We start from the raw sequence: 24947 nt of genomic DNA, 5'->3' as shown, positions 1-24947 counted from the left end.
TGAGGCCGGTGGTCGTCGGTGGGCGCGCCGGGACTTCAGGTGGATGCACCGAACGTAGAACGGCCTACGACCCTCGGGGGAGACCCCCTGGACACCTGACATGTTCTCTTCATAATGTGGCAACAGGAGGCCTGGACCATTTCTTCTGTGCCTGCCTACCTGGCCAAACGACTCGGCTACTACGCCCTGTTGCTCCTGGCCGCCGTCTGCCTCTCCTACCTGCTGGCCTCGCTCGCGCTTCATCCGCGTGAGTACTACGCCGGCCGGCAGCCGCCCATCCCCGTGGCCTCGGTGAACCACCATCTCGACGAGATCGGCGTCAACGACCGCACCCCGCTGCTGAACCGCTTCCTGCGCTGGCTCGGACACGCGGTGCGCGGCGACCTCGGCGAGACCATCGACGGCACCTCCGTCGATGCCGAGTTCGGCCGCCGACTCGGCGTCAGCCTGCGGCTGCTGCTGGCCGGGACCGTGTTCGGGACCGTCGTGGGAGTGCTCGTCGGGGCCTGGACGGCGGTACGGCAGTACCGGTTCAGCGACCGGGCCGTCACCCTCGCCTCCTTCGCGTTGCTCTCAACTCCCGTGTTCCTGCTGGCGATTCTCCTCAAGACCGGCGCGATCTGGTTCAACCGGACCACCGGCACGGACCTGATCCAGTTCACAGGGGAGAAGAGCCCCGGCGTGACCGGCGGCCTCTGGACCGTCATCGAGGACCGCGGCGTGCACCTGCTCCTGCCCACCCTCTCCGTCGCCCTCTTCGCCGTCGCGAGCTACAGCCGCTACCAGCGCAACACGATGCTCGACGTCCTCGGCTCGGACTATCTGCGCACCGCTCGGGCCAAGGGCCTCGCCCGCCGCACGGTCTTCCTCAAACACGGACTGCGTACGGCCCTCATCCCCATGTCGACCTACTTCTCCTGCGGCTTCCTCGCGCTGTTCACCGGCGCCATCTTCACGGAGACGATCTTCGGCTGGCACGGCATGGGGGAGTGGTTCGTCGCGTCGATCGGCAAGAACGATGTGAACTCGGTCGTCGCCGTGAACCTCTTCGCCGCCGTCACCGTGCTGCTCTCCGGCTTCCTCGCCGACGTCCTGCACGCAGCGCTCGACCCGCGCATCCGGCAGGCGCCATGACCACGGCCGTCATCGCCGAAGAGGCATCCGTCGCGGCGCCGCCCGCCGGCCGTGCCACCGTCGTACTGCGCCGCTTCCTGCGCAACCGCACCGCCCTCGCCGGAGCCGTCGTCCTGGTGCTGCTGTTCCTGCTGGCCTTCGTCGGGCCGTACGTCACCCCCTGGTCCTACAGCCACATCGACTACACCGCGCTGCGGGCCGCACCCGGCGCGGACCACTGGTGGGGCACCAACCGCATCGGTCAGGACGTGTTCGCGCAGACCGTGCGCGGCCTGCAGAAGTCCCTCGTCATCGGACTGCTCGTCGCCGTGCTGGCCACCGGGCTCGCCTCACTCGTCGGCGCCTGCGCCGGATACTTCGGCGGCTGGACCGATCGGCTCCTCATGTTCTTCGTGGACCTGCTGCTGGTCTTCCCCTCCTTCCTGATCATCGCGATCGTCTCGCCCCGGCTGAACTCCAGCGGATGGTTCGCCCTGGTCGGGCTGCTCGGACTCTTCGCCTGGATGATCACGGCGCGGGTCGTGCGGTCCATGACGCTCTCCCTCAAAGAGCGCGAATTCGTGCGCGCCGCACGGTACATGGGCGTCGGACCCTTCCGGATCATCTGGCAGCACGTACTGCCCAACGTGGCCTCCTTCCTCATCATCGACGCGACCATCCAGGTCGGCGGCGCCGTCATGAGCGAGACCGCCCTGTCGTACTTCGGCTTCGGCGTACAGCCGCCCGACGTGTCCCTCGGCACGCTCATCGCCGACGGGACGAGTGCGGCGGTCACGTACCCCTGGATGTTCTTCTTCGCGGCCGGTCTGCTGGTCGTGTTCGTCCTGGCGGTGAACCTGGTGGGCGACGGCTTGCGGGACGCGCTGGACCCCACTTCGAAAGGCGCCTCCCGGTGAGCCCGATACTCCAAGTGACCGATCTGGACGTCGACTTCGACGGGCGTCCCGCCGTACGGGGGGTCAGTCTCACCCTCGAACGCGGTGAAGTCCTCGGCCTCGTCGGCGAGTCGGGCTCCGGCAAGTCCGCGACCGCGCTCGCCGTACTCGGCCTGCTCCCGGGCAACGCGGCGGTGCGCGGATCCGTACGGCTCGACGGCCAGGAACTCGTCGGCGCCTCGGAACGGCAGCTCACGAAGGTTCGCGGCAGCCGGGTCTCCATGGTGTTCCAGGACCCGTTGTCCGCGTTCACGCCGGTCTACCGGATCGGTGACCAGATCGCCGAGGCGGTACGCGCCCACCAGGACGTCTCCCGCGAACAGGCCCTGGAACGAGCAGTCGAACTGCTCGACGTCGTCGGCATCCCCGAACCCGCCCTGCGCGCACGGGCGTTCCCGCACGAGTTCTCCGGCGGCATGCGCCAGCGCGCGATGATCGCCATGGCGATGGCGAACGACCCCGACATCATCCTCGCCGACGAACCGACCACCGCCCTCGACGTCACCATCCAGGCGCAGGTGCTCGACGTCCTGCGCACCGCGCGGCGTGAGACCGGGGCCGCGGTGCTCCTGGTCAGCCACGACCTCGGTGTCATCGCCGGGATGGCCGACCGGGTGGCCGTGATGCACGAGGGACGGGTCGTCGAGTCGGGCGCGGCCGTCGACGTCTTCGAACGGCCCCAGGAGCCGTACACGCAGCGGCTGTTGGCCGCCGTGCCCCGGATGGACACCCCCCGCGCACCCCAACCGCCCACCGGCGAAACGGTGTTGAAGGTACGCGGACTCACCAGAACCTTCCCCCTCCTCAAAGGAACCGCCTTCAAGCGCCGGATCGGCTCCGTGTACGCCGTCGACGGCGTCGACCTCGACATCAGGCGCGGCCAGACGCTCGCCCTCGTCGGCGAATCGGGGTCCGGGAAGTCGACAACGCTCTTCGAACTGCTCGAACTGGCCCGGCCGGAAGGCGGATCGATCGAGCTGTTCGGCAGGGACCTCGCCCGGCTCGGCAAGGCTGAGGTGAAGGCCCTGCGCCGCCGCGTCCAGATCGTCTTCCAGGACCCGATGGCCTCCCTCGACCCGCGGATGCCCGTGGGGGACATCGTCGCCGAGCCGCTGCGCACCCAGGGCGCCGACCGGGCGACGATCGGCCGCCGCGTGCCCGGACTCCTCACCCAGGTCGGCCTGGACCCGGCACACGCGGACCGCTACCCGCACGAGTTCTCCGGCGGCCAGAGGCAGCGCATCGGCATCGCCCGCGCGCTGTCCGTCGAACCCGAACTGCTCGTCCTGGACGAACCGGTCTCGGCCCTCGACGTCTCCGTCCAGGCCGGCGTACTCGAACTGCTGCAACGCCTCAAGGACGAGCTGGGCCTCGCCTATCTCTTCGTCTCCCACGACTTGTCGGTCGTACGGAACATCGCCGACCGCGTGAGCGTGGTCTACCTCGGGCGCACGGTCGAGGCCGGCCCGGTCGACGAGGTCTTCGAGCGACCCCGGCATCCCTACACCCAGGCACTCCTCTCCGCCGTACCCCTGCCGGATCCGGCACGTGAGCGGGAACGGCAGCGGTCGCGCATCCTGCTCGCCGGGGACCCGCCCAGCCCGACGCGACGCTACGACGGCTGCCGGTTCCGGGCACGCTGCCCGCTCCACCCGCAGCTGGGGGAGGGGGAGCGGAAACGGTGTGACCAGGAGGTTCCGGTGCTCGACGGGGACGGGGCGGCCTGCCACTTCCCGCGTGTACGGGAGGTCGTCCGACCTTCCTAGGGCGGGCTTGAGACGGTCGGTCGTTGTGGTGCGGGCGGTCGTGGGCCCGGGCACTACCGCGGTCCCGGAGGATCGCCGACCCGCGGGAGCTCCGATGTCGACCGCCGTGCCGGGAAGAGCAGCAGGAGCGACCGGGGACCAACCTGAGGCGGTCAGGCGGGGCCTGCCAACTGTTCTGCCCCGGGGCACCGGCAGTACCGCGGCGCGCATCGGCGTCCTGACCGCCTGTCAGGCCGCCCTGATCGTGGGCTTCGGGCTCCTGATCACGGACCCGGCCCGGAACGTATGGGCGCTGACGGTCGAGGACCATGTCGACGAGGGGTTCAGTGGATCCGTACGGGCCCGCTCACCGCCCTGTCGTACCTGGCTGGACGCCCGCCCGAGCCCGCTGCGGATCACCACGGCCTCTGCCGCCGGCCACCGTCCGGTGTCCAAGGAAGTGACCCTGCTGCCGGGCCGCGCCACGACAGCAGACCTGTCGCTGGCCGCGACCTGACCCCACCGCCACGCGTTCACGTCGCGCCCGCCCAGACGCTCTGTCCGGGTGGGCGCGGCTTCGCCTTCTCCCTGTGCACACCTCGGGACAGATGTCCCTCGGTGGGTGTGGCCGGTCCGCGCTGCGAGGAACTGGCAGTGCTCGCACGGGTGGGCCAGTCGTACTACGCGCGGTTGGAGCGGGGGCAGTCCACCGCCGGTCTGGAGTTCCCGGAGGCGATCGCCCCGGCCGCTGCCGCAGGGCGGGACCGCGCGTCGATGTCTGTCCGGGCAGGACTTTGTCGCCGTCGCCGATCTGAGGGGAGCCGAGCCGAGCGACGCCAAGGGCCCTTCGCGCAGGGCGGTTACGTGGGCGGCTCAGGAGGTTCTGCCCGTGCCTGTTGCGCGTGGTGGACGTGAGCCCGGGACCCGACCTCTCGGCTGTGTTCTTCCGACCCATTGTGGTTGGGCCCCCGTCCCTTTACTGTTCGGCTTTGCCTGAGTCTGTTTGATGCTGTTCGCCCAGTCGGTCTGGAGGCCGCCGTGCGGGATGGTCGGAACGGTTCGGAAGGTGCGAGACCCGGTCGCCGTCGCTGGTGGAGGGCGATCCTCGCGACAGCCGCGACCATCGTCCTGGCGGCCGGCCTGACCGCGCCGGCCACGGCGGCGGCGCAGGACGTCGGCGAACAGCCGCCCGCCGCCAGTCCGCAGGCGCACACCGTGACTCTCGACGGCTACTCCTTCCTCGTCGACGGCAAACGCACCTACCTGTGGTCCGGCGAGTTCCACTATTTCCGGCTCCCGAGCCAGGACCTGTGGCGCGACATCTTCCAGAAGATGAAGGCCGCCGGTTTCAACTCGACCTCCCTGTACTTCGATTGGGGCTACCACTCACCGAAGCCGGGCGTGTACGACTTCACCGGGGTGCGGGACGTCGACAAGCTCCTCGACATGGCCCAGGAGGCCGGGCTCTACGTCATCGCCCGCCCGGCGCCGTACATCAACGCGGAGGTCGACAGCGGCGGCCTGCCCGGCTGGCTGACCACCAAGGCGGAGAACAATCGCAGTGACGACCCGCGGTTCCTGAAGTACGCGGACGAATGGCTGACCCAGATCGACCGGATCATCGCCCGCCACCAACTCACCAACGGCACCGGGTCGGTTATCGCCTACCAGGTCGAGAACGAGTACTACAACGGCTCGGCGGCCGGCCGTTCCTACATGCAGCACCTGGAGGACAAGGCCCGCGCCGACGGCATCACGGTCCCGCTGACCGGCAACAACAACGGCACCTTCAACTCCGGCACCGGCGCCCTGGACGTCGACGGCCCGGACTCCTACCCCCAGGGCTTCGACTGCTCCAACCCCTCGAAGTGGAACGGCGTCCCCGACATCAGCTACGACCACCCGGCCGGAAAACCGCTGTACTCACCGGAGTTCCAGGGCGGCGCCTTCGACCCCTGGGGCGGACCCGGTTACGACAAGTGCGCCCAGCTGATCAACGACCAGTTCGCCAACGTCTTCTACAAGCAGAACATCGCCGTCGGCGCGACCGCGCAGAGCTTCTACATGACCTACGGCGGCACCAACTGGGGCTGGCTCGGCATGCCCGAGAACTACACGTCGTACGACTACGGCGCCGCCATCCGCGAGACCCGCCAGCTCGACCCGAAGTACGACGAGGACAAACTCATCGGCTACTTCACGCAGTCGGTCGCTCCGCTGACCAAGACCGAGGCGATCAGAGCCACACCGCCGGACGACTCCGCGGTCGTGGACACCGCCCGGATGAACCCCGACACCAAGACGCAGTTCCACGTACTGCGGCACGGGAACTCCACCTCCACGGCAGCCGACAAGACCCACATCTCCCTGGACTTCAACGCCCAGCCGACCAATGACACCACCTACACCTGGGACGACCCCGACTCAGCGCTCCAGTACGCCGGTTCGTGGTCGCACGTGGCCAACACGAGCTACACCGGCGGCGATTACAAACACACCGAGTCGTTCTCGAACAAGGCCGGCGACTCGCTCACCGTCCCCTTCGACGGCACCGCGATCCGCTGGATCGGCTCCAAGACCAACAACCACGGCAACGCCGACGTCTATCTCGACGGCACCAAGACGGCCACGGTCGACGACTCGGGCAGCGAGAGCCAGGCGGTGCTCTTCCAGAAGACCGGCCTGACACCCGGCGCACACACGCTGAAGATCGTCGTCGCCGGGAACCACAGCTCGGGATCCACGGACAACTACGTGGCCGTAGACGCCATCGACGTACCGACGAGCGACTCCGCCGCGGAGGCGACCTACCCGGTGGTGCCGCAGCAGCCCGGCACCGCGATCACCCTCGACGGCCGCGACTCCCACGTGATCGTGGCCAACTACCGCCTCGGTGAAGCGCAGTTGCAGTATTCGACCTCCGAGATCATGACCAGCGCGACCATCGGGGACCGGGACATCGGCGTGCTCTACGGCGATCAGGGCAGCGACGGCGAGACCGTGCTGCGCTACGGCGCCAAGCCCACCGTGACCGCCAACGGCGGTACGGTCACGACCAGTTGGGACCCGGCCACCGGAGACCTGCGGCTCAACTACACGCACAAGGGCCTGATCCGCGTCAGCATCACCGGCGACGGACAGCGCCCGCTGCTCCTGCTCGTCGGCGACAAGGACACGGCGAAGACCTTCTGGCGTCAGGACACGGCGAGCGGCCCGGTGCTCGTGCGCGGCACCCACCTGCTGCGGACGGCGACCAGCCTGCACGGCGGCCACACCGTGGCATTCACCGGCGACAACGCCGACGACAAGAACATCGAGGTGTTCACCTCCGCCGCCCAAGTCACCTGGAACGGCCGGACATTGGGCACCCGCACCACCGACACGGAAAGCCTCACCGGGAAGATCGCGGTGGCCGCCCCGATCCACCTGCCGACACTGACCAACTGGAAGCACGCCGCGGAATCCCCCGAAGCCGCCCCCGGTTTCGACGACACCAGCTGGCAGGTGGCCGACAAGGCGACCACCAACAGCGTCTCCGGCGCCAACTCGCTGCCGGTGCTCTACGCGGACGACTACGGCTTCCACACCGGCAACACGTGGTACCGCGGCCGATTCCGCACCACCGGCAAGGAGACCGGCATCCACCTGGTCTCGGACTCCGGGGGAGGAGCGCAGGCGTTCTCCGCCTGGCTGAACGGCACCTTCCTGGGCAGCTCCACCACGGGCAGCGGCGACTTCACCTTCCCGGCAGGTTCCGTGAAGTCCAGCGGCGACAACGTCATCTCCGTACTCACCGTCAACATGGGCCACGAGGAGGACTACAACTCCACCAACGGCAACAAGACCGCGCGTGGACTGACCAGCGCCTCCCTCGTCGGCGCGCCCCTGACGTCCGTCACCTGGCGCCTCCAGGGCGTACGGGGCGGCGAGGACCTCCAGGACACCGTCCGCGGCCCGCTGTCGACGGGCGGCCTCTACGGAGAGCGGGCCGGCTGGTCCCTGCCGGGCTACCCGGACACCGACTGGAACCGGGTGTCCCTCCCGACAACCGACACGACCCCCGGCGTCTCCTGGTACCGCACCGACGCCAACCTGGACCTGCCGCACGGCCAGGACACCTCGCTCGGGCTGACGTTCACCGACGACCCGGCACGCAAGTACCGCGCCACGGTCTTCGTGAACGGCTGGCAGGTCGGCAACTACGTCAACTACCTCGGCCCGCAGCACACCTTCCCCGTCCCCAACGGCATCCTGAACCCGAACGGCCACAACAGCATCGCCATCGCCGTGTGGAACCTCGACGGCACCACCGGCGGCCTCGGCAAGGTCGCCCTGACCAACTACGGCAGTTACGCCTCCTCCCTGCGCGTCGCGCAGAACGACAGCCCGTCCTACGACCCCCGCAGTTACGCCATGCCGAAGCGTCCGGGAACGGACGTCACCCTGGACGTGCCGGACACCGCCCAGCCGGGACAGCCCTTCACCGCGCGGGCGACGGTACGGGTACCGAAGGACCGACCGTCCGCTTCCGGACTGACGGCGTCGCTCTCCGCGCCCGACGGCTGGAGCGTGAGTGCCACCAGCCCCACATCGGTCAAGCGCCTGCAACCCGGCACATCGGCCACCTTCACCTGGCAGGTCGAGCCGCCGACCGGAACGCTGCCATCCGCCTCGGCACTCACCACCACGGTGCACTACCGGCAGAACGGACGGCAGGCGGTCGGCGGAGACGAACGCATCGTCCGCGGGATCCCACCGGCTCCGCCGACCGGGAAGAGCGACGTGAGCGACCTGCCGTTCCTCTCCTCCACCAACGGCTGGGGCCCGGTGGAACGGGACACCAGCGTCGGCGAGCAGGCGGCCGGGGACGGCCGCCCGATCACCATCGCCGGCGTCGGCTACGCCAAGGGCCTGGGAACCAACTCCGTAAGCGACGTTGAGCTCTACCTCGCCGGACAGTGCTCGCGGTTGACGGCGGAGGTCGGCGTCGACGACGAGACGGGCGGCGCGGGCACGGTGACGTTCTCCGTGATCGCCGACGGCAAGACCCTGGTCACCACGCCGACGATCCGCGGCGGGCAGGCCGCGCTGCCGATCGACGTCGACGTCAGCGGTGCCCAGGTGATCGACCTCAAGGCCGGTGACGCGGGCGACGGCAACGGCAACGACCACGCGGACTGGGGGATGCCGACGCTGACGTGTGAGTGAGCGTCGCTCGTTCGCGGGGCGCGATCGACGACCGAGGACCCGGGACTCGGGGGACTCCTCCGACGCCGGGGAGTGTCGCCGTCGGCTCCGAGGCGCGGGTGAGCGAAGCCGGTTCCTACACGGGGCTCGGATCGTCGAGGAAATGAAGCAACACGGCGGCCTCGGCACGGAGCCGTGCGGCCCGGTGCGCGTGCGCGGGCGCGGTCAACTGTGCCGCAGCCTCCAGACGCTCGGCGGCTTCCGCTGTCACGATCCCGACCACACCGTGCTCGCCCAACTCACGCCGAGCCCTCTCCGTGACCCCGACACCGACCGGCGATTCCTCAAGGGCCAAGCCACGAAGCTCGGTTTCCTGCACGGGCACCGCCTCGGCGTTGTCCAGCGCGCCAAGGGCTGCCCGAAGGGCGCTCACCGCGGCCTTGTCACCCGCGCGCATCGCTTCCGGGAGCGCTCGACGCATGCGACGACGAAGAGACATGCCGGAGAGCCTATGGCGGCGCCCCTCGACCCTCAACGCGAATAACGCGCTGCGCCGGACCTACCGCAGCGATGGCCTGCACCGGGGACGTCGTTGCCCTGCCCGGCGGATGCGGGCGTTGGTTCGAAGAACAGGGCAACCAGGAGCGTCCCTCACGGGTCTAGCCACCGATGACACACCATCAGGTTTCGTCGTGCGGGGAGCGGCGAACCCAGTGTCCCGAGGGGGGACTTCATGCGTATGCGCCCGGCTGTGGCCGTCACTTTCCTGACCGCCGCCCTTTCAGCATCGGTGCTTCCGGCAACCGCCCAAGCGGCGGGCACGGCCGCCGCCGACGACACCACGTTCTCGAACGTCGTGGTCAACGGAGGCAAGGACATCGTGCTCGGCCTGACCACCAGAAAGACCGTCACGATCACGTGGACGGCCCGTGACCCGGAGGGCGTCGCCGCCTCCTGGGCCTACCTGTGGCACGGTCCCAACACCGACGACGCCGACGGCAGCCTGCCGCTGTATCCGCCGGCGGGAACATGCGTGGTGTCGCCGGCCGACCCGACCACCGCCACCTGCAAGGTGAGCATCGCTGTGAGCGCCGCGCGGGACTTCGACCACAACGGCCTCGCCGGCGCCTGGAAGGTGCTCGCCGGGGCACAGGACACCGACGACAACTGGACGGAGATCGACGCTGCCGGTACGGCGAACTTCAAGCGGTACGCCAGGGTGACGGTCAACGCCTCGCCCGAGCCGGTGAAGAAGGGCAGGACGATCACGGTCACCGGGAAGCTGACCCGCGCCAACTGGGAGAGCGGCACCTACACCGGGTATCAGGGGCGGACGGTCCACCTGCAGTTCCGCAAGAAGGGAAGCTCCGTCTACACGACGCTGAAAACCGTCACCAGCGGCGTCGGAGGCACGCTGAAGACCACCACCAAGGCCAAGGCCGACGGCTACTACCGCTTCGTCTTCACCGGAACCCCCACCACCGGACCGTCCACGGCGACAGGCGACTTCGTCGACGTCAGGTGACGAACCACCCCGTTCCGGCCGGTCGGCGCCGTACCGCGGCCGCTCGGGGAAGGCCGGCGTCCATCCGGGGTGGACGCCGGCCCGTCCGAACAGCCGGTCATCGTAATGCGGTCGCCCGAGTGCTCGATCCCGTTGCCTGCCGACGGGTGCACGAGCAGACGCCGTGAGGCGGCCCGGTCGCTGCCCGTAGCCGCGTCGCGGTCGACCTCCGTGCCGAGTTCCAGCACGGGGACTTCGCCCGGCAAAGGACGTGTGACGTGCCGGCGGCCGTTGTCCCCTCACTTTGACCAGGTGAGCCCAAGGGCGCCGAAGAGGTGTCATCTCCCCTCGTCACCGCGCCGAGGACCGGTGGACGCCGACACCTCCCGGCGATGCCGGGTCGGCCGACGGATGCGGAAGCCCAAGATGGGACGCCACGGCAGACAGAAGAAGCGCGCACCGGAGCTGCCGGTCAGGCCGGGGCGCCGACCGGACCAGCCTGGTGGGTACGAACTCCGCGCCTGGCCGCCGTGAGGCCGAGCACCTCGACTCCACCCGACTCGGGACAGTCCGGAGCCTCCGACAGACCCGGAGCAGTTCACCTGACAATCGGCCGAGAAAGCCGTGGACGCGCCGAGACGAGCCGCCGATCAACCCGGTGACCGGGGCTGGCCGTGCTCGCTCTCCGGTACCCGCACGGGGGAAGGACGCCGACCCGCGGTGCCGGGCTACACGTCCAGGTATGCCGCAGGTACGGCGTCGGGCGAAGCCGCCGTCACAGCCGCAGGACGACCAGGGCCGTGTCGTCCGTGTTGCCCTCGGCGGGGAGCAGGTCGGCGAGGAGGGCGTCGGCCAGGGGCTCGGGTTCCGCGTGCCGGTGGTGGGCGAGGGATGCGGCGAGGCGGGCCAGACCGCGGTCGATGTCCTCCGTACGGCGCTCGATCAGTCCGTCGGTGTACAGGACGAGGGTGGCGCCCTCGGCGAAGGGGACGCTCGTCTGCGGCCGGCCGACATGCTCGGGTCGTGCGCCCAGGGGCGGGTCGGTGGCCTGGTCGAGGAAGGTCACCGCGCCGTCGGGGTCGAGCAGCGCCGGAGGAGGGTGACCCGCGCAACTGTAGGTGATGGTGTGGTCGTCCCAGTCGATGAACGTCGTCACCGCCGTGGCGGACTCGGCGCCCTCGACGAAACGGGCGTAGAGACCGAGGGCCTCAAGGGCGGAGCCCGGCCCGTCGGCGACCCGGCAGGCCGCGCTCAAGGCGCTGCGCAGCTGGCCCATGACGCAGGCGGCCGCCAGACCGTGCCCGACGACGTCACCCACGGCGACCGCCATTCCGCCGTCGGGCAGGTCGACGAGGTCGTACCAGTCGCCGCACACGTTCAGGGCATCCACGGCGGGCCGGTAGCGGACGGCCGCCCGGTGGTGGCCGACCGGTCGCGGCGGGGGCAGCATCGCCGCCTGCAGGGTCAGGGCCACCTCGCGCTCATGGGCGTGTGCCCTGCGCAGCCGCTCGTTGACCTCCTGCAGCTCACGCGCCCGGGTGTACAGCTCGGCTTCCAGAATCCGGGACCGTCTGTCGTCGGCTCGGCCACCGAAGGCCCGGACGAACTCGGTGACCTCCTCCACCCGGTGGACGATGAGCGTCACATTGCCGTCCTTGCCCCGGATGGGCGCGTTGACGGGGCTCCAGAAGTGCTCCACCCATCGGCCGGGCCGCAGAGGGTCCTCGATGTCGTAGCGGAGCAGGGCCATGGTGTCGCGCTCGCCGGTGGTCGCCGCGCGCAGCATCGACTCCCGGGTCTCGCGCATGCCGGCCGCCGCCGGGTCCTTGGGGTTCTCGGGAAAGACGTCGAAGATGTAGCGGCCGACCAGTTCCTCGCGTTTGCGTCCCGACAGGCGCTCGAAGTCCCGGTTGGCGTCGACGTAGATCAGCTCGGGGGTGAGCAGCGCCACCATGCCGGGCAGGTCGCGGAAGACCGCCTCATAGTCGATCTCCGGATCCTGCATGGCCTGCCCGCTTCGACGCCGAGGGTCACTGTGTCGTTCCACGATAGGAGGGATCTGGCCATGAAGCCCGGAAACGGCTCTTTTCGGTTCGGTGAGCAGTGACGACGGCGTCGGCCGTCACCCGACCGAGCGGCCTGCTCGGAGAGGGCATCCTGGGCGGCCGCACGGTGGTACGGCCCGGCGAGCGGCTCCGCCGTTCATGATCCGGTCCGTGTCGGGCCGCCGGTGTCCGTGGTGAGACGGCGATAGGCGGCTCGGGCGTGGAGGAGTCGGGCCAGGGCCGTGCCCACCAGGGCAGCGGCGAACAGGCAGGCGAGCCAGAACACGTCGCGGTGTCCGGCCCAGGTGAGAGTGCCGGCGGGCGGGACGGCGAAGCCGTTGAGGAAGAGCCAGCACAGCACCGCGGTCCCGGGGGCCGCCGAGAAGCGGGCGCACAGGCCGAGCAGTACCGAGAGCAGGGACAGCGCGGCCAGCGCCGACGATGGACGACCGGGACCTATCAGCGCGTTGAGCAGGGCCACCAGCACCAACGCGCCGCCGGTTGCCGCTGCCCAGACCAGTGGCGTGGCCAAGGGCGAGGGGACAGGCCGTGCTCCGGTACGCAGAGGCACCCAGTCGATCATGCCTGAGACTCCTTCTGGTCCTCCCGCTCCTCCTGGCGACGGGGAAGCCAGCCTGCCCGAGTCCGCACCACCGGTACAACCTCGCCCCATGGCTCAGGTCCCGGTCCGCACGGTGAGCCCTCACCGACCCGGGCATGGGCGAGGCTCACCGTGCGGACGCCCTCACCTGATAACCGGAGGATGCCCCGTCCTTCAGGGCGGGGAGGAATCAGGCTTCCCGTGTAGCGGGGCAGGGAAAGGGGGATCGCCGTCAGGGCGTTTCCTCGTCGACCCCGGCGGCGCGGAGGCCGACCTCCAACATGTAGACCAGTTCGGAGTTGAGGGAGCGCCGCTCGGACTTGGCGTGGGCGGCCAGCCGGTTACGGAGGTCTTCGGGGAGCCGCAGAGTCATGCGTACCTCGTTATCCATGGTGCTATTATGACGGTATGTCGACACTAAAGGAAGCGGGAGGGGCCGGGCATGCCCGGTGGACCTACCGCATCCGTGTGTCGTCCACCGCCCTTTGCGCACTGATGGCGGAGTGGGACCGGTGTCGGTGGGTGTGGAACGAGTGCTGCGCGAAGTCCAGGCAGACCCACATGTGGAACAAGGACCGGCCCAAGGACACGGATAAACGCACGTGCGGCCCGGCTCAGCTCGACAAGCTGTTGACCCAGGCTCGGCAGGCCATGCCATGGCTCCGCGAAGGCAGCAGTGTTCCTCAGCAGCAGATCATTCGCGACTTCGGAAAGGCCAAGGCCAAGGCGCAGAAGGACATCCGGGAGCGTCTGCCGATGCGGCAGCGCGGCAGGATGCCGAAGTGCAAGAAGAAGCGGGAAGCGCTCCCGAGCCTGAACTACAACCGGAACGGGTTCCGCCTCAAGGACGGCCGTCTGCACTTGGCGGGCGGAATCGCCCTGACAGTTGTGTGGTCGCGCGACCTGTCGGCCGATCCGTCCAGCGTGCGTGTCTATCAGGACAGCGTCGGGCATTGGTACTGCTCGTTTGTCGTGCCCGCCGAGACCCTGCCGCTACCCGAAACGGGCGCGGTGATCGGCATCGACTGGGGCGTGAAGGAGACCGCGACCACTACATCCGACACACATGACCTCCCCCACGCCGAGTACGGCAAGAAGGCCCGGACGAAACTGGCCCGGTACGACCGGATGATGGCCCGCCGCAAGCCGAAGAAGGGCCGGCCCGCATCGAAGGGCTACCGTGAGGCGAAGAAACTGCGGGCCAAGGCGCACAAGAAGGTCACACGCCAGCGCCAGGACACCGGTCGCAAGTGGGCCAAGTCCGTGGTCCGCGACCACGACGCGCTTGCGGTCGAGGACTTCCGTCCGAAGTTCCTGGCCCGGACCACCATGGCCAGGAAGGCCGCTGACGCGGCGATCGGCGCCACCAAGCAGGCCCTGGTCGAGATGGGCCGCAAGTACGGCCGGGCCGTGCACCTGGTCCACCCGGCGCACACCACGATGGACTGTGCGCAGTGCGGAGCGAGAACCAAGCACGCACTGCCCCTTTCGGAACGAACCTATACCTGCACCGCGTGCGGAGCCGTGTCCCCACGGGACAAGAACTCCGCCCGCGTGATGCTCGTCCGGGCTGGTCTCAACCCGGCTGGTGCTGATGGCGCAAGACCTCCAGGAGTGCTGCTCCAAGAGGCGGCCTGAGCCAGGAATCCCCTTCCCTTCAGGGAGGGGAGGATTCAATGAAGTCTCCTGCCCGGCCCGAGCCTCCCACTGCGGCGCCGCTCCCGCGACCAACTGCTGCTCCATCGCGCCGACACCCAGCACGACGGCCTCTACGACGACTACGGCGTCGAGGTGAGCGGCTACCCAGCGGGCTGTGTCGACAGTCATCGCCGCCGCCAGGGCCGCGATGACTGCCGACACAGCCCTCCTGCGGACCCTTCTCGACCATCCTGATCCTGCGCAGCTTTCCTCCCCCGGCCCGCCGTTGAGCAGACCCGACGTCCGGGGTTCGTGGAGGTGTCGGTGTCTGCCTGCGCCTTCGTACGTCGGAGAACCGGCACCCGTTGTCCTCTCGGAGGGCTGCCCGGAACACAGGACGGACACCAACTGCCTGGGCTGGCGCGCCTCGGCGTGGGAACCTCCTGGTCGGCGCCAGCGAGGAGGCCCTGTACGGGCCTCGACGTCGACCAGGACCGTGGGTGAGGCGCAGGGACTCGATCGCACCTGATGCTCGGCGCCGGACCGTTCACCGGCCCTGTCGCTTCAGCAGTGCGTCGAGGCGGGGGTAGACGGTGCGGGCGTTGTGTTCTTGGACCGCCGCCAGGTCGTCGGCGGGCAGGTCTGCGGCCTCCATGTAGCGGCGGGTGTCGTCGAAGTGGTGGCCGGTGCACGGGTCGATGTCGCGGACGGCGCCGATCATCTCCGAGGCGAAGAGGATGTTGCGGGCCGGGATGACGTCGTAGAGGAGGTCGGAGCCGGGCTGGTGGTACACGCAGGTGTCGAAGTAGACGTTGTTCAGGACGTGTTGCTCCAGCGGCGGTTTGCCGAGTGCCATCGCGAGGCCCCGGAAGCGGCCCCAGTGGTACGGCGCCGCCGCCGTGCGGGATGACGAACCGCAGGGTGGGAAAGTCGGCGAAGAGGTCGCCCTGGACGAGTTGCATGAACGCGGTGGTGTCGGCGTTGAGGTAGTGCGCGCCGGTGGTGTGGAAGGCCGGGTTGACGCTCGTACTGACGTGGATCATCGCCGGGATGTCGTACTCCACCATCTTCTCGTAGAGCGGGTACCACGAGCGGTCGGTGAGCGGCGGGGCGGTCCAGTGGCCGCCCGAAGGGTCGGGGTTGAGGTTGACCGCGACGGCGCCCAACTCCTCGACGCAGCGCGTAAGTTCGGGCACGCAGGTGGCCGGATCGACGCCCGGCGACTGCGGGAGCATCGCGGCCGGCGCGAAGCGCTCCGGATACAACTGGCTGACGCGGAAGCAGAGTTCGTTGCAGATCGCCGCCCAGGCGGCGGACGTCTCGAAGCCCCCGACGTGGTGGGCCATGAAGGACGCGCGGGGCGAGAAGACGGTGATGTCGATGCCGCGTTCGTCCATGAGCCGCAGCTGGTTCGGCTCGATGGTTTCGCGCAGTTCGTCGTCGCCGATGCGCAGGTCCGTGCGGGCGGGGGCGGCGGACGGATCGGTGAGGGAGGCGGTCTGCCGCCGGCGCCATGCCTCCAGGGCCGGCGGGGCGGTCGTGTAGTGACCGTGACAGTCGATGATCATGAATTCTTCCCTCTCGCGGAGGCCTCGTCGTGACTCGGCGCAGGGCGGTGCCGGGCGCGCGGTCCAATGGCGTCAAAGAAATCTGGGAGGGGGTACGCCGTCGATCGGCGCAGCCTTCGGGCCCGGCGCGGGTGATGTCGCAGGCCTGGAGGCTGCCTCGGGGATGTGTGTCATCGGAAGGTTGCGGCTACGGGCGGTGGTGTGCGGCCGGACACTGGCGTCGGCCCCCGGTGCCTGCCGTCCCTGGCCGGTCTGAGATAGCCCCGCATGGCCCCGTTCCGCTCGCGGGTGGGTGTCATGCGGCTGTCTGGTACCCGGCATCGAGCTCCGCGTGCAGCCGGTCCCGGTCGATGGCGTTCTCCCATTTCCCGACCACGAGTGTCGCCACGCAGTTGCCGGCGACATTGGTGAAGACGAAGGCGGCCGACAGGATGCTGTGAATACCGAGGACCAGGGCGATGCTGTCCACCGGGATCTTGTGCGTCGCGCTCAGAGTCAGTGCCAGCACGGCGATCGCGGATCCCGACACTCCCGCGCCGCCCTTGGACGTGAGCAGCAGGACGAGCAGAAGACCGACCTGCGCCTGCCATCCCAGATCACTGCCGGTTGCCTGCGCCAGAAAGACGCTGACCGAGGCGAAGTACAGACACGTCCCGTCGTGATTGAAGCTGTACGCGGTGGGAAGCACCAGGCCGACCACGGGCTCGTCCACTCCAAGTTGCTTGAGCTTGGAGGTGAGTTGAGGGAAGACGCTCTCCGAGGAACTGGTACCGAGCACGAGGAACAGCTCCGCGCGGAAGTACCGCATCAGCTTGAACAGGCTGATGCCCGCATACCGTGACACCGGCCAGAGAACCAGGAGGAAGAAGAGCAGGACGATCAGATAGAAGACTCCGATCAGTTTCCCGAGCGAGGTCAGTGTGCCCAGTCCGTACTTGGACACGGTGAACGCGATGGCGCCGAAGGCCGCGAGCGGTGCGATGCGCATGACCTTGCCGATGATCCAGAACAGGGTCTGCTGGACGCTGCCGACGATGTCCAGTACGGGTTGTGCCCGATCGCCGAGAGAGGCCAGTCCGCAGGCGAACAGAACGGAGAACACCAGGACTTGAAGGATGTCTCCTTCGGCGAACGCTTGTACCGCGGATGTGGGCACCAGACTGACGAGGAAGTCGTCGAAGCCTTCCGACTTGGCGGGTGCGGTGTTCGCCGCCGCGTGCAGTGACGACGGATCTATGTGCATGCCCGCACCGGGGCGGAGCACGTTGACCACGACGAGCCCGATGACGAGGGCGATCGTCGTGATCACCTCGAAGTACACGAGCGCGCGCACCGCGATACGGCCGACCTTGCCGAGATCACGGACACTGGCGATGCCGTGGGTGACGGTGCAGAAGATGATGAGGCCGACGACCATCTGGATGAGGTGGATGAAGATGTCGCCGAGGAACTGAAGATGGTGTCCGACGGACGGGGCGAAATTGCCCACGACGACGCCCAGTGCGACTCCGGCGATCACCTGGAAGGCGAGGTCGTGGTAGAAGCGGTGGCGCGGTTTGACCGGTTGCACGGGTGTGGCCGTGGATGTTGCTTCACTCATCGTCGTTTCCAGTTTCTTCGTTGAAAGACTGGCGGGGAGAACCGGTTGGGGAACACCGGTCGGGAAATCGGGGAGTCCGGCCGGAGCAGTCGGCGTACGGGGGCTCAGTCGGCGTCGCTGCCGAGAACGCTCCTTGCCGGTTCGAAGATCTCGTCCGGTGTGAGTCTTCTGGGCAGCAGTCCCTGTTCCAGACAGGCCCCCACGATGTGCTCGATCGGCTCGCGCAGGCGGTCGAAGCCGAAGAGGGTCGGGGACGGTACGCCGGCCGGGCGCTCGACGGCGGCGTCGGCCCTGAGCAGAAGGTGATACGCCGCTCGGACCGCCTGCGGGTCCCGGCGGCAGGCCGACGCACCGGCGACGACCATGTGGTTGACGGGCATGTACCCGTGCTGGTGCCACCACCGCTCGTCGCGGGCGTCGGCGTCCGGGACGACGCGAACGAACTCCTCTCCCTCGGGGAGATCGTTGCCGAGTATCGCGGCGCCGATCCGGCCCTCGCGCAGCATGGCGGGCAGGGAGGCCCCGCCGCTTCCGCGCCTGACGAAGTCGGGGTCCGTGTACTGGGCCACGTGGGGTTCCTCGTGGGTGATCCATCGCATGTCGCGTGCCGCCAGACCGAAGTCCTCGGCGAGGTGCGAGCGCACCCACATGCCCGTGGTCTGGGTGTACGAACGCACACCGACTTGTGTGCCGGCCAGTTGTGCCGGGGTGACAGGTCGTGAGGCGTGGGCGATGAGACAGCCGCGCTGGAAGCGCGCGGCCACCACGGCCGGCAACAGGACCACGGGACGGTCGTAGGCGACGGCCTGCAAGGCGGTCACGACGGCCAACTCGCTGAGGTCGTAGGCCTCTTCGCGCACCATGGGTGCGAAGGCCCGGTGGACCGGTGCGATGTCGATGAACGACAGGGTGACCCGCTCGTCACGGAGTTCGCCGCTCTTCAGCTTCGCGGTGTGAGGGTGGTCGGCGAGGACGGTTCGCAGGACGGCGGGCTCAGGCACGGGCTTCGCCCGTCGTCGCGAGGGAGGGATAGAACGCGCGGGCCGTACCGCCGAAGACCGACCTCAGGTCGTCGTCGGAGAGGCTGGACAGCGCGCCGCGGGCCTCGTCGAGGATGTCGGAGAGAGTTCCCTCCGCCGCCGGGAAGTTGGAGCCCCACGCGATACGTCCGGCACCGTACGAGGCCACCAGGTCTGTCAGGAAAGCCTCGGTCGTGGACTTGCCCGCCTTGGCGGCCTCCAGGGCGCGGTGGGTGAGTTTCAGGTGGACACCGGGGTGGATCGCCAACTCGAAGAGTTTCCTCGACAGTCGGTACGGGTGGCCGTCGGACAGGTCGGGGCGCGCGCAGTGGTCGAGCAGTACCCGCACACGGGGAAAGCGCTCCAGCAGGTTCTGCAGGGCGGGCAGCCCCTGGATCGTCATCTGCAGACACACGGGGATGTCGTTCTCCTCCGCGTAGGCCCAAGCGGGATACGAACGTTCATCGCCCAGCCAGTCCGCCTGACCAGGCATCGTGGTCCCGGTGGTGAACAGACGGAAGCCGGACAGTCCCTGGTCCTGCCACTTCTTGATCTCCGCTACGGCGTCGTCGGCCAGGGCGTCGATCGAGTAGACCCCGACGAACCGGTCCGGGTGGGAGCGGACCGCTTCGGCGACATATCGGTTGTCGTGGCCGTAGACCGTGGACGCCTGCACCACCACCGCCCTTGAGACACCCGCCCCGTCGAGTGCGTGCGTCAGGCCGTCGATGTCCACCGGGTGGGCCTGTGACCACGCGGACTGTCGTCCCCCGACAGGGGCGTGGGGATATCGCGCGGTGTCCGGTGAGATGACGTGGGTGTGCGTGTCCACGATCTCCATCAGGCCTCCCAAGGTCTTCGGATCGATGTCGGTCGCTCGGCATGGCCGAAAGCCGTGCACCGACTGAAGTCCAGGGCGGCAAGATTGTCAACAATTTCATCCGAATATTTTTGCAGTTATGAGTCGGCGAAGATGCCGGCCAGCCGTGGGGGCGGGGGGTGACGTGCGGTCCAGGACGACGCGAAGCCGGTCCTGACGTGGGGCGATCTCCGTCTGCTGATCCGCCGTGGACAGTGCCGTGCCGCAGGCGTGGTCGGCTCCGCCGACGATGACAGGTGTGTATCGAGGTGGCGGCGCCGCACGACTCGCGTTGCGTCGTGGCGGGTGACTCCCTGTCGCGCGCCAGGCGCCGATCGACCCGTCCGGAAGCTTCGTCTCGCCGGGCGCGGTCCCAGGGATCCTCTGTCCACGGCTCGCCGGTGCGGCGGTGGTTGCAGGGGTCCAGCAGGTCTCGCGTTTCCGGTCAGGGCGCACGCGACGAGCAGGCCCTGGGGGCGCACGGTCTCGCGGGAGCGGGCGTGTTCCCCCGGGGGACTATTCACAGACGGTTGCGGGCCTGACCAGCGATTTCTTGTGGGGCGGCTGGTCGTGGAGGGATGGTTCCGTCCTACGGTGTTGAGGGCGGGGGTGCGATGAACGCCTCGGGTGCCGAGTTCGTCCCGGGCCCGGGGCCGCGCCGGGTGGCGGCGTATACGGCCCCCGGACGCGACCGCTCAGCGGCTGTGGTGGACTCAGCCTTCCAAGTACGCGAGGACGGCCAGGACCCGGCGGTTGTCGTCCTCGGACGGTTCGAGGCCGAGTTTGGTGAAGATGTTGTAGCTGTGTTTGCTGACGGTCTTCTCGCTGACGAACATCAGGGCGGCGATCCCGGCGTTGGAGCGGCCCTGGGCCATCAGTGAGAGGACCTCGTGCTCACGTGGGGTCAGCGCCAGCAGGTGAGGGTCGGCCGAGCGGTGGGTCAGGAGAGCGGCGACCACGTCGGGGTCCATGATCGTACTGCCTGAGGCGACCTGCCGGACATGGTCGACGAACTGGTCGACGGCCATGACCCGGTCCTTCAGCAGATAGCCCACGGCCCCGGCGCGGTCCGACATCAGCTCCCTGGCGTAGAGCTGCTCGACGTACTGCGAGAGCACTACGACGGGCAGCCCGGGGATCTGCCTGCGCGCGTCGATCGCGGCCCGCAGGCCCTCGTCGGTGAAGGTCGGGGGCAGGCGTACGTCGACGATGGCGACGTCGGGCCGGTGGGCTGTCAGTGCCCGGATCAGCGAGGGGCCGTTGTCAACGGCCTCCACGACCTCGAAGCCGTTGGCCTGGAAGATCCTGATCAGGCCCTCGCGGAGCAGGGCGAGATCCTCCGCTACGACGATGCGCACGGCAACGACATCCTTATCTCGGTGGGTCCGCCGGGCGGGCTGTCGACGGTCAGGGTGCCATCGAAGGCGGCCAGGCGGCGGGCGATGCCGTGCAGGCCGGTGCCGGCACCGATGGCGGCGCCCCCGCAGCCGTCGTCGGACACCCGCATCGTCAGTTCCCCCGTGCTGCCGCCCGGGTGGGCTGTGAACTCCACCTCGATGCGGATGTGCTGGGGCCGGGCGTGCTTGATGGCGTTCGACAGGGCCTCGGTGACGGCGAAGTAGGCCGCGGACTCGACGGGTGTGGGCAGCCGTCCGGGCAGGCGGGCCACCACCGTGGTCGGAATGGGGTTGACCAGGGCCAGGGCCCTCAGCGCGCCGTCCAGGCCACGGTCCGCCAGGACCGGCGGATGGATACCGCGTACCAGGTCGCGCAGTTCGGCCAGGGCGTCGGTGGTCGCCTCCCGGGCCTCGGCCAGCATCCGCTGGACGGCCTGCGGATCGTTGGGCAGCATCTGCTCGGCCAGGCCCAGGCTCATACCCAGCGACACCAGACGGGCCTGCGCGCCGTCGTGCAGATCCCGTTCGATCCGACGCAGTTCACCGGCCTGGGTGTCGACGGTGTCGGCCCGCGAGGTCGCCAACTGCTGGACACGGGCCCGTAGTCGCGCCTGCTCGGTCGGGCCGAGCAGGGAGCGGATCACCAGGGCGTTGAGGTTGGCCAGGCGCACGGCGGTGGTGTACCAGAGCAGGAGGAGCACAGGACCGAGCGGGACCATCACGAACGACTCCTGGACGCTGTGCAGGCGGAAGCCGTTGCCCAGGGGGGTGCGGAACACCTGCGGCGGGGTCAGCTGGTAGAGGAGCGGATAGATCAGGTAGAAGACGCCGCCGAGGAAGAGGATGAACGACAGCCCGTAGGTGAACCAGCCGGTGATCGGGTTGACCACCAGCCAGGCCCAGTCCCGCCAGGTCGCCGGGTCGCGCAGGAACGCCCACAGCCGCGTCGGCCAACCGGCGTCCGGGGGCGGCAGGTAGGGCCCGGGCATCGGTTCGCCGAGCCGGTCGGCGGCCCAGTGGCGGTGCAGTCCGGCGAACCAGCGGACCAGGACGGTCGCGAGCAGGGTCAGCGGGATGCCGACCCCGAGCGCGACGACCGACACCGAGGTGATCCAGAGCGTGGCCAGGCCGGTACCCAGGACCGTGCCGAGCAGCAGCACCAGCGACCAGCCCAGCAGGCTCACCCGCAGGGCCAAACCGGAGAGCGGCGCGGAACCGTGGCGCGGGCCATGGCCGCCGGGCACCGGGCGTGCCCCGGAGGGCGGGGCGCCGCCGGGAAAGCGGCTCGCGCTGGAATCGGTCATCACGCTCCATCATCGTGCATCGGTGTCGGGGCGACCGGCCTCCCGGTCGCCACCGGTCCGTGCGGCCGGTGTGGTCCGTGACCACCGGTGGCGTACCTCGATCGCCTCGATCATGACCGGGTGGCCGGGGGCCGCACAGTGGGGTTTTCTCCACCCCCCTGGGGGCTCAGCCCCCGTGTTCCGTTGCCCCGGCCCGGCGAGGCTGGAAGGGCAGGCAGGCATCGACGGCAGCACCGCCGCCGAGCAGTGGCCTGCATCAGTGCGCCGGCGTCGGACGATCCGAGGCCGGTGTCCTCTCGTTCAGGAGGCCCCTCATGACCGCATTCGCGTCGTCCCCGCGCCACCGCCGCCAGGCAGGCCTGACACTTTTCGTGGCCGCGGCCTTGACCGGCACGCTCGGTGCCTGCGGCGGGGCGGCGGCCCAGCAGCCGTCCGCACCCGTCGGCGCGGACGTGTCCCAGCAGGCCCGGCTGGCCGAGCTTGCCCAGCAGGACGTGGACGCCGGAGCCCCCGGGGTGATCGTTCAGGTCGACGACGGTCACGGACGGCCGATCGAGATCGCCCGGCAGGCCCCCTGGAGCAAGGCCGACCACACCCTTGCCGCGGAGGACAAGTTCCGGATGGGCTCCAACACCAAGACGATGGTTGCCACCGTGGTCCTGCAACTGGTCGCCGAACACCGGCTCAAGCTGAGCGACCCGGTCGACGCGTGGCTGCCCGGCCTGGTTCCCAACGGGTCCGCGATCACCGTACGCATGCTGCTCAACCACACCAGCGGCCTGTTCAACTACACCAACGACCCCGACGTGCTCAAGGCGTTCACGGGCCAGGACACCAGGATCTGGACGCCCCGGGAGCTAATCGCCGCCGGCGTCCGGCACGACCCGCTGTTCGCACCCGGCACGGACTACGCCTACAGCAACACCAACTACGTCGCGCTCGGCCTCGTCGCCGAGAAGGTGACCGGACACACCCTCGGCGACCTGATCCAGCAGCGGATCGCCGGTCCGCTCCACCTGAAGAACACCTACCTGGTCACCGGCGCCGACACCGACACGGGTACGGGTACGGGCACGGATTCCGGCGTCGGCACCGGCACCGCGAAGAGCCCCGTACTCGCCCACGGTTACGAGCCCGACGCCGCTCGCCTTGCCGCGCTGCTCCCTCCGGGCACGCCCGCCGGGACCGCGTTCGCCGGCCCGGCCCGGCCCGCGGGATACGTCGACACCACTTTCATCAACGCCAGCACGGAGTGGGCCGCCGGCGGCATGGTCTCCACCGCGCAGGACTGGGCCCGCTTCGACAGCGCGCTGCTGTCCGGCAAGCTTCTGCCGACCGCCCAGCTGAAGGAGATGAAGACCACCGTCGCCGAGGAGTCCGAGTTCCCGAACCGCCGGTACGGGCTCGGCCTGGAGAAGGTCGTCACCCCCTGCGGCACCGTTTGGGGCCATAACGGCCAGGTCCCCGGCTACTCCAGCGAGGCCTATACCGACGCCACCGGTCGGCGTACCGCCTCGGTCCTCACCTCCACGATCTTCGGTCTGGCCTCGCCGAAGCCCGGCGCCGCCAACCAGTCCCTGGTGAACGCCGCGGTGTGCGCCATGCTCGGCAAGCCGATCCCCGCCACGCCCGCGTCCCCGGCGGCCTGAATCCGCCGCCTGACCCCGGCCGGCTGATCCCGGCCGACTGACGTCGGCCGCTTGCCTCCGGACCGGCTCACCCCACACCCCTCATGCCTCGCCCGTCGCGCGAGCGGTCCCGTTCCGTCTCGTCTCCCGTAGAGAAGAAGGTTGTTCAGTCATGTCCGCACTGGCCAGATGGTGCTTCCGCCACCGCCTTGTCGTCGTCGGGATCTGGGCCGCGTTGCTGGTCGCGCTCGCCGTGCCGTACGCGATGCTCGGAACCAGCTACTCCAACGAGTTCAGCCTGCCCGGGGCCGAGTCCGCCAAGGCACAGGCGCTGCTCCAGTCCGCCGCTCCCCAGCAGGCCGGGGACAGCGGCCAGATCGTGGTGCACGTACGCGACGGCTCGGTCCGGGACGCCGCCGTGCGGGACAAGGTCACCCCGATGCTGGCCAAGGTCGCGAAGCTGCCTTCGGTCGCCTCGGTGACCAGCATGTACGGCCCCACCGGAGCACCGCAGATCAGCAAGGACGGCACCACCGCCTACGCGACGGTGACCTTCGACGCGACGGCCGACCGGATACCGGTCGCCGACATCACCCGGGTCGTGGACACGGCCCGAGCCGCCCGTGCCGCGGACCTCCAGGTGGAACTCGGCGGCCAGGCCGTCAGCGGCGCGGCCGAGGGCACCACCCAGAGCACCGAAGCGATCGGCATCGCCGCCGCCGGCATCATCCTGTTCGTCGCCTTCGGCTCGCTCCTGAGCATGTTCGTGCCCCTGCTCGTCGC

18 protein-coding genes and 1 pseudogene are annotated in these 24947 nt (G+C 69.3%); 9 read left to right on the top strand and 10 right to left on the bottom strand.

Features of this window, described 5'->3' with window-relative positions; all coding sequences use genetic code 11:
• Positions 1-147: 147 nt before the first annotated feature.
• From AC31A1_RS08150 to AC31A1_RS08130, 5 genes are all read left to right on the top strand, one after another.
• Positions 148-1134, top strand: a complete 987-nt coding sequence (locus AC31A1_RS08150) for an ABC transporter permease (RefSeq protein ID WP_489652579.1) — start codon at positions 148-150, stop codon at positions 1132-1134.
• Entirely contained in the window at positions 1131-2030 is a 900-nt protein-coding gene (locus AC31A1_RS08145) for an ABC transporter permease (protein ID WP_489652578.1), read from the top strand. The genes AC31A1_RS08150 and AC31A1_RS08145 overlap by 4 nt, the downstream gene beginning before the upstream one ends.
• On the top strand, positions 2027-3835 hold the full coding sequence (locus AC31A1_RS08140; protein WP_489652577.1) for an ABC transporter ATP-binding protein: 1809 nt from the start codon (positions 2027-2029) through the stop codon (positions 3833-3835). Before AC31A1_RS08145 ends, AC31A1_RS08140 begins: the two co-directional genes overlap by 4 nt.
• A 94-nt stretch (positions 3836-3929) precedes the next feature.
• Positions 3930-4331, top strand: coding sequence for a hypothetical protein (locus tag AC31A1_RS08135; RefSeq protein ID WP_489652576.1), 402 nt, complete (start codon positions 3930-3932; stop codon positions 4329-4331).
• A 521-nt stretch (positions 4332-4852) separates the two neighbouring features.
• Positions 4853-9022, top strand: a complete 4170-nt coding sequence (locus AC31A1_RS08130) for a beta-galactosidase (RefSeq protein WP_489652575.1) — start codon at positions 4853-4855, stop codon at positions 9020-9022.
• Positions 9023-9137: 115 nt separating this feature from the next.
• Here the strand turns inward: AC31A1_RS08130 and AC31A1_RS08125 are convergent, their stop codons facing one another.
• A complete protein-coding gene (locus AC31A1_RS08125) occupies positions 9138-9458 on the bottom strand; it encodes a hypothetical protein (RefSeq protein ID WP_489652599.1) in 321 nt (106 codons plus the stop codon).
• Positions 9459-9734: 276 nt separating this feature from the next.
• On the opposite strand from AC31A1_RS08125, the gene AC31A1_RS08120 reads away from it, so the two are divergent.
• Complete coding sequence (locus AC31A1_RS08120; protein WP_489652574.1) at positions 9735-10526, top strand: hypothetical protein; 792 nt, start codon at positions 9735-9737, stop codon at positions 10524-10526.
• A gap of 754 nt (positions 10527-11280) precedes the next feature.
• Here AC31A1_RS08120 and AC31A1_RS08115 read toward each other — a convergent pair.
• The 3 genes from AC31A1_RS08115 to AC31A1_RS08105 all read right to left on the bottom strand — a co-directional run bounded on the left by AC31A1_RS08115 (position 11281) and on the right by AC31A1_RS08105 (position 13542).
• Positions 11281-12510, bottom strand: coding sequence for a PP2C family protein-serine/threonine phosphatase (locus tag AC31A1_RS08115; RefSeq protein ID WP_489652573.1), 1230 nt, complete (start codon positions 12508-12510; stop codon positions 11281-11283).
• A 197-nt stretch (positions 12511-12707) separates the two neighbouring features.
• Positions 12708-13133 (bottom strand): hypothetical protein, encoded by a 426-nt coding sequence (locus tag AC31A1_RS08110; protein ID WP_489652572.1) that lies wholly within the window; start codon positions 13131-13133, stop codon positions 12708-12710.
• A gap of 250 nt (positions 13134-13383) precedes the next feature.
• Entirely contained in the window at positions 13384-13542 is a 159-nt protein-coding gene (locus AC31A1_RS08105) for an Arc family DNA-binding protein (protein ID WP_489652571.1), read from the bottom strand.
• Positions 13543-13559: 17 nt separating this feature from the next.
• On the opposite strand from AC31A1_RS08105, the gene AC31A1_RS08100 reads away from it, so the two are divergent.
• The gene (locus tag AC31A1_RS08100; RefSeq protein WP_489652570.1) at positions 13560-14789 is read left to right on the top strand and encodes an RNA-guided endonuclease InsQ/TnpB family protein; all 1230 of its coding nucleotides are present in this window, start codon (positions 13560-13562) and stop codon (positions 14787-14789) included.
• Positions 14790-15336: 547 nt separating this feature from the next.
• Here the strand turns inward: AC31A1_RS08100 and AC31A1_RS08095 are convergent.
• The 6 genes and pseudogenes from AC31A1_RS08095 to AC31A1_RS08070 all read right to left on the bottom strand — a co-directional run bounded on the left by AC31A1_RS08095 (position 15337) and on the right by AC31A1_RS08070 (position 22536).
• A pseudogene (locus tag AC31A1_RS08095) lies at positions 15337-16357 on the bottom strand (amidohydrolase family protein).
• A gap of 295 nt (positions 16358-16652) precedes the next feature.
• Complete coding sequence (gene dctA, locus AC31A1_RS08090) at positions 16653-17957, bottom strand: C4-dicarboxylate transporter DctA (RefSeq protein ID WP_489652569.1); 1305 nt, start codon at positions 17955-17957, stop codon at positions 16653-16655.
• Between the two features lie 104 nt (positions 17958-18061).
• A complete protein-coding gene (locus tag AC31A1_RS08085) occupies positions 18062-18958 on the bottom strand; it encodes a hypothetical protein (RefSeq protein ID WP_489652568.1) in 897 nt (298 codons plus the stop codon).
• Complete coding sequence (locus AC31A1_RS08080) at positions 18951-19817, bottom strand: amidohydrolase family protein (protein ID WP_489652567.1); 867 nt, start codon at positions 19815-19817, stop codon at positions 18951-18953. Before AC31A1_RS08080 ends, AC31A1_RS08085 begins: the two co-directional genes overlap by 8 nt.
• 731 nt (positions 19818-20548) lie before the next feature.
• A complete protein-coding gene (locus AC31A1_RS08075) occupies positions 20549-21193 on the bottom strand; it encodes a response regulator transcription factor (protein WP_489652566.1) in 645 nt (214 codons plus the stop codon).
• Complete coding sequence (locus AC31A1_RS08070; RefSeq protein ID WP_489652565.1) at positions 21178-22536, bottom strand: sensor histidine kinase; 1359 nt, start codon at positions 22534-22536, stop codon at positions 21178-21180. Before AC31A1_RS08070 ends, AC31A1_RS08075 begins: the two co-directional genes overlap by 16 nt.
• Positions 22537-22850: 314 nt before the next feature.
• Here AC31A1_RS08070 and AC31A1_RS08065 point away from each other — a divergent pair, with 314 nt between their 5' ends.
• Both AC31A1_RS08065 and AC31A1_RS08060 read left to right on the top strand, forming a co-directional pair.
• The gene (locus AC31A1_RS08065) at positions 22851-24185 is read left to right on the top strand and encodes a serine hydrolase domain-containing protein (RefSeq protein ID WP_489652564.1); all 1335 of its coding nucleotides are present in this window, start codon (positions 22851-22853) and stop codon (positions 24183-24185) included.
• A 151-nt stretch (positions 24186-24336) separates the two neighbouring features.
• Positions 24337-24947, top strand: a 611-nt coding sequence (locus tag AC31A1_RS08060) for an MMPL family transporter (protein WP_489652563.1), incomplete at its 3' end; no start/stop codon positions are given.

Source organism: Streptomyces sp. P5F9, from assembly GCF_057961495.1.
This window is presented reverse-complemented; position numbering and strand designations above follow the sequence as displayed.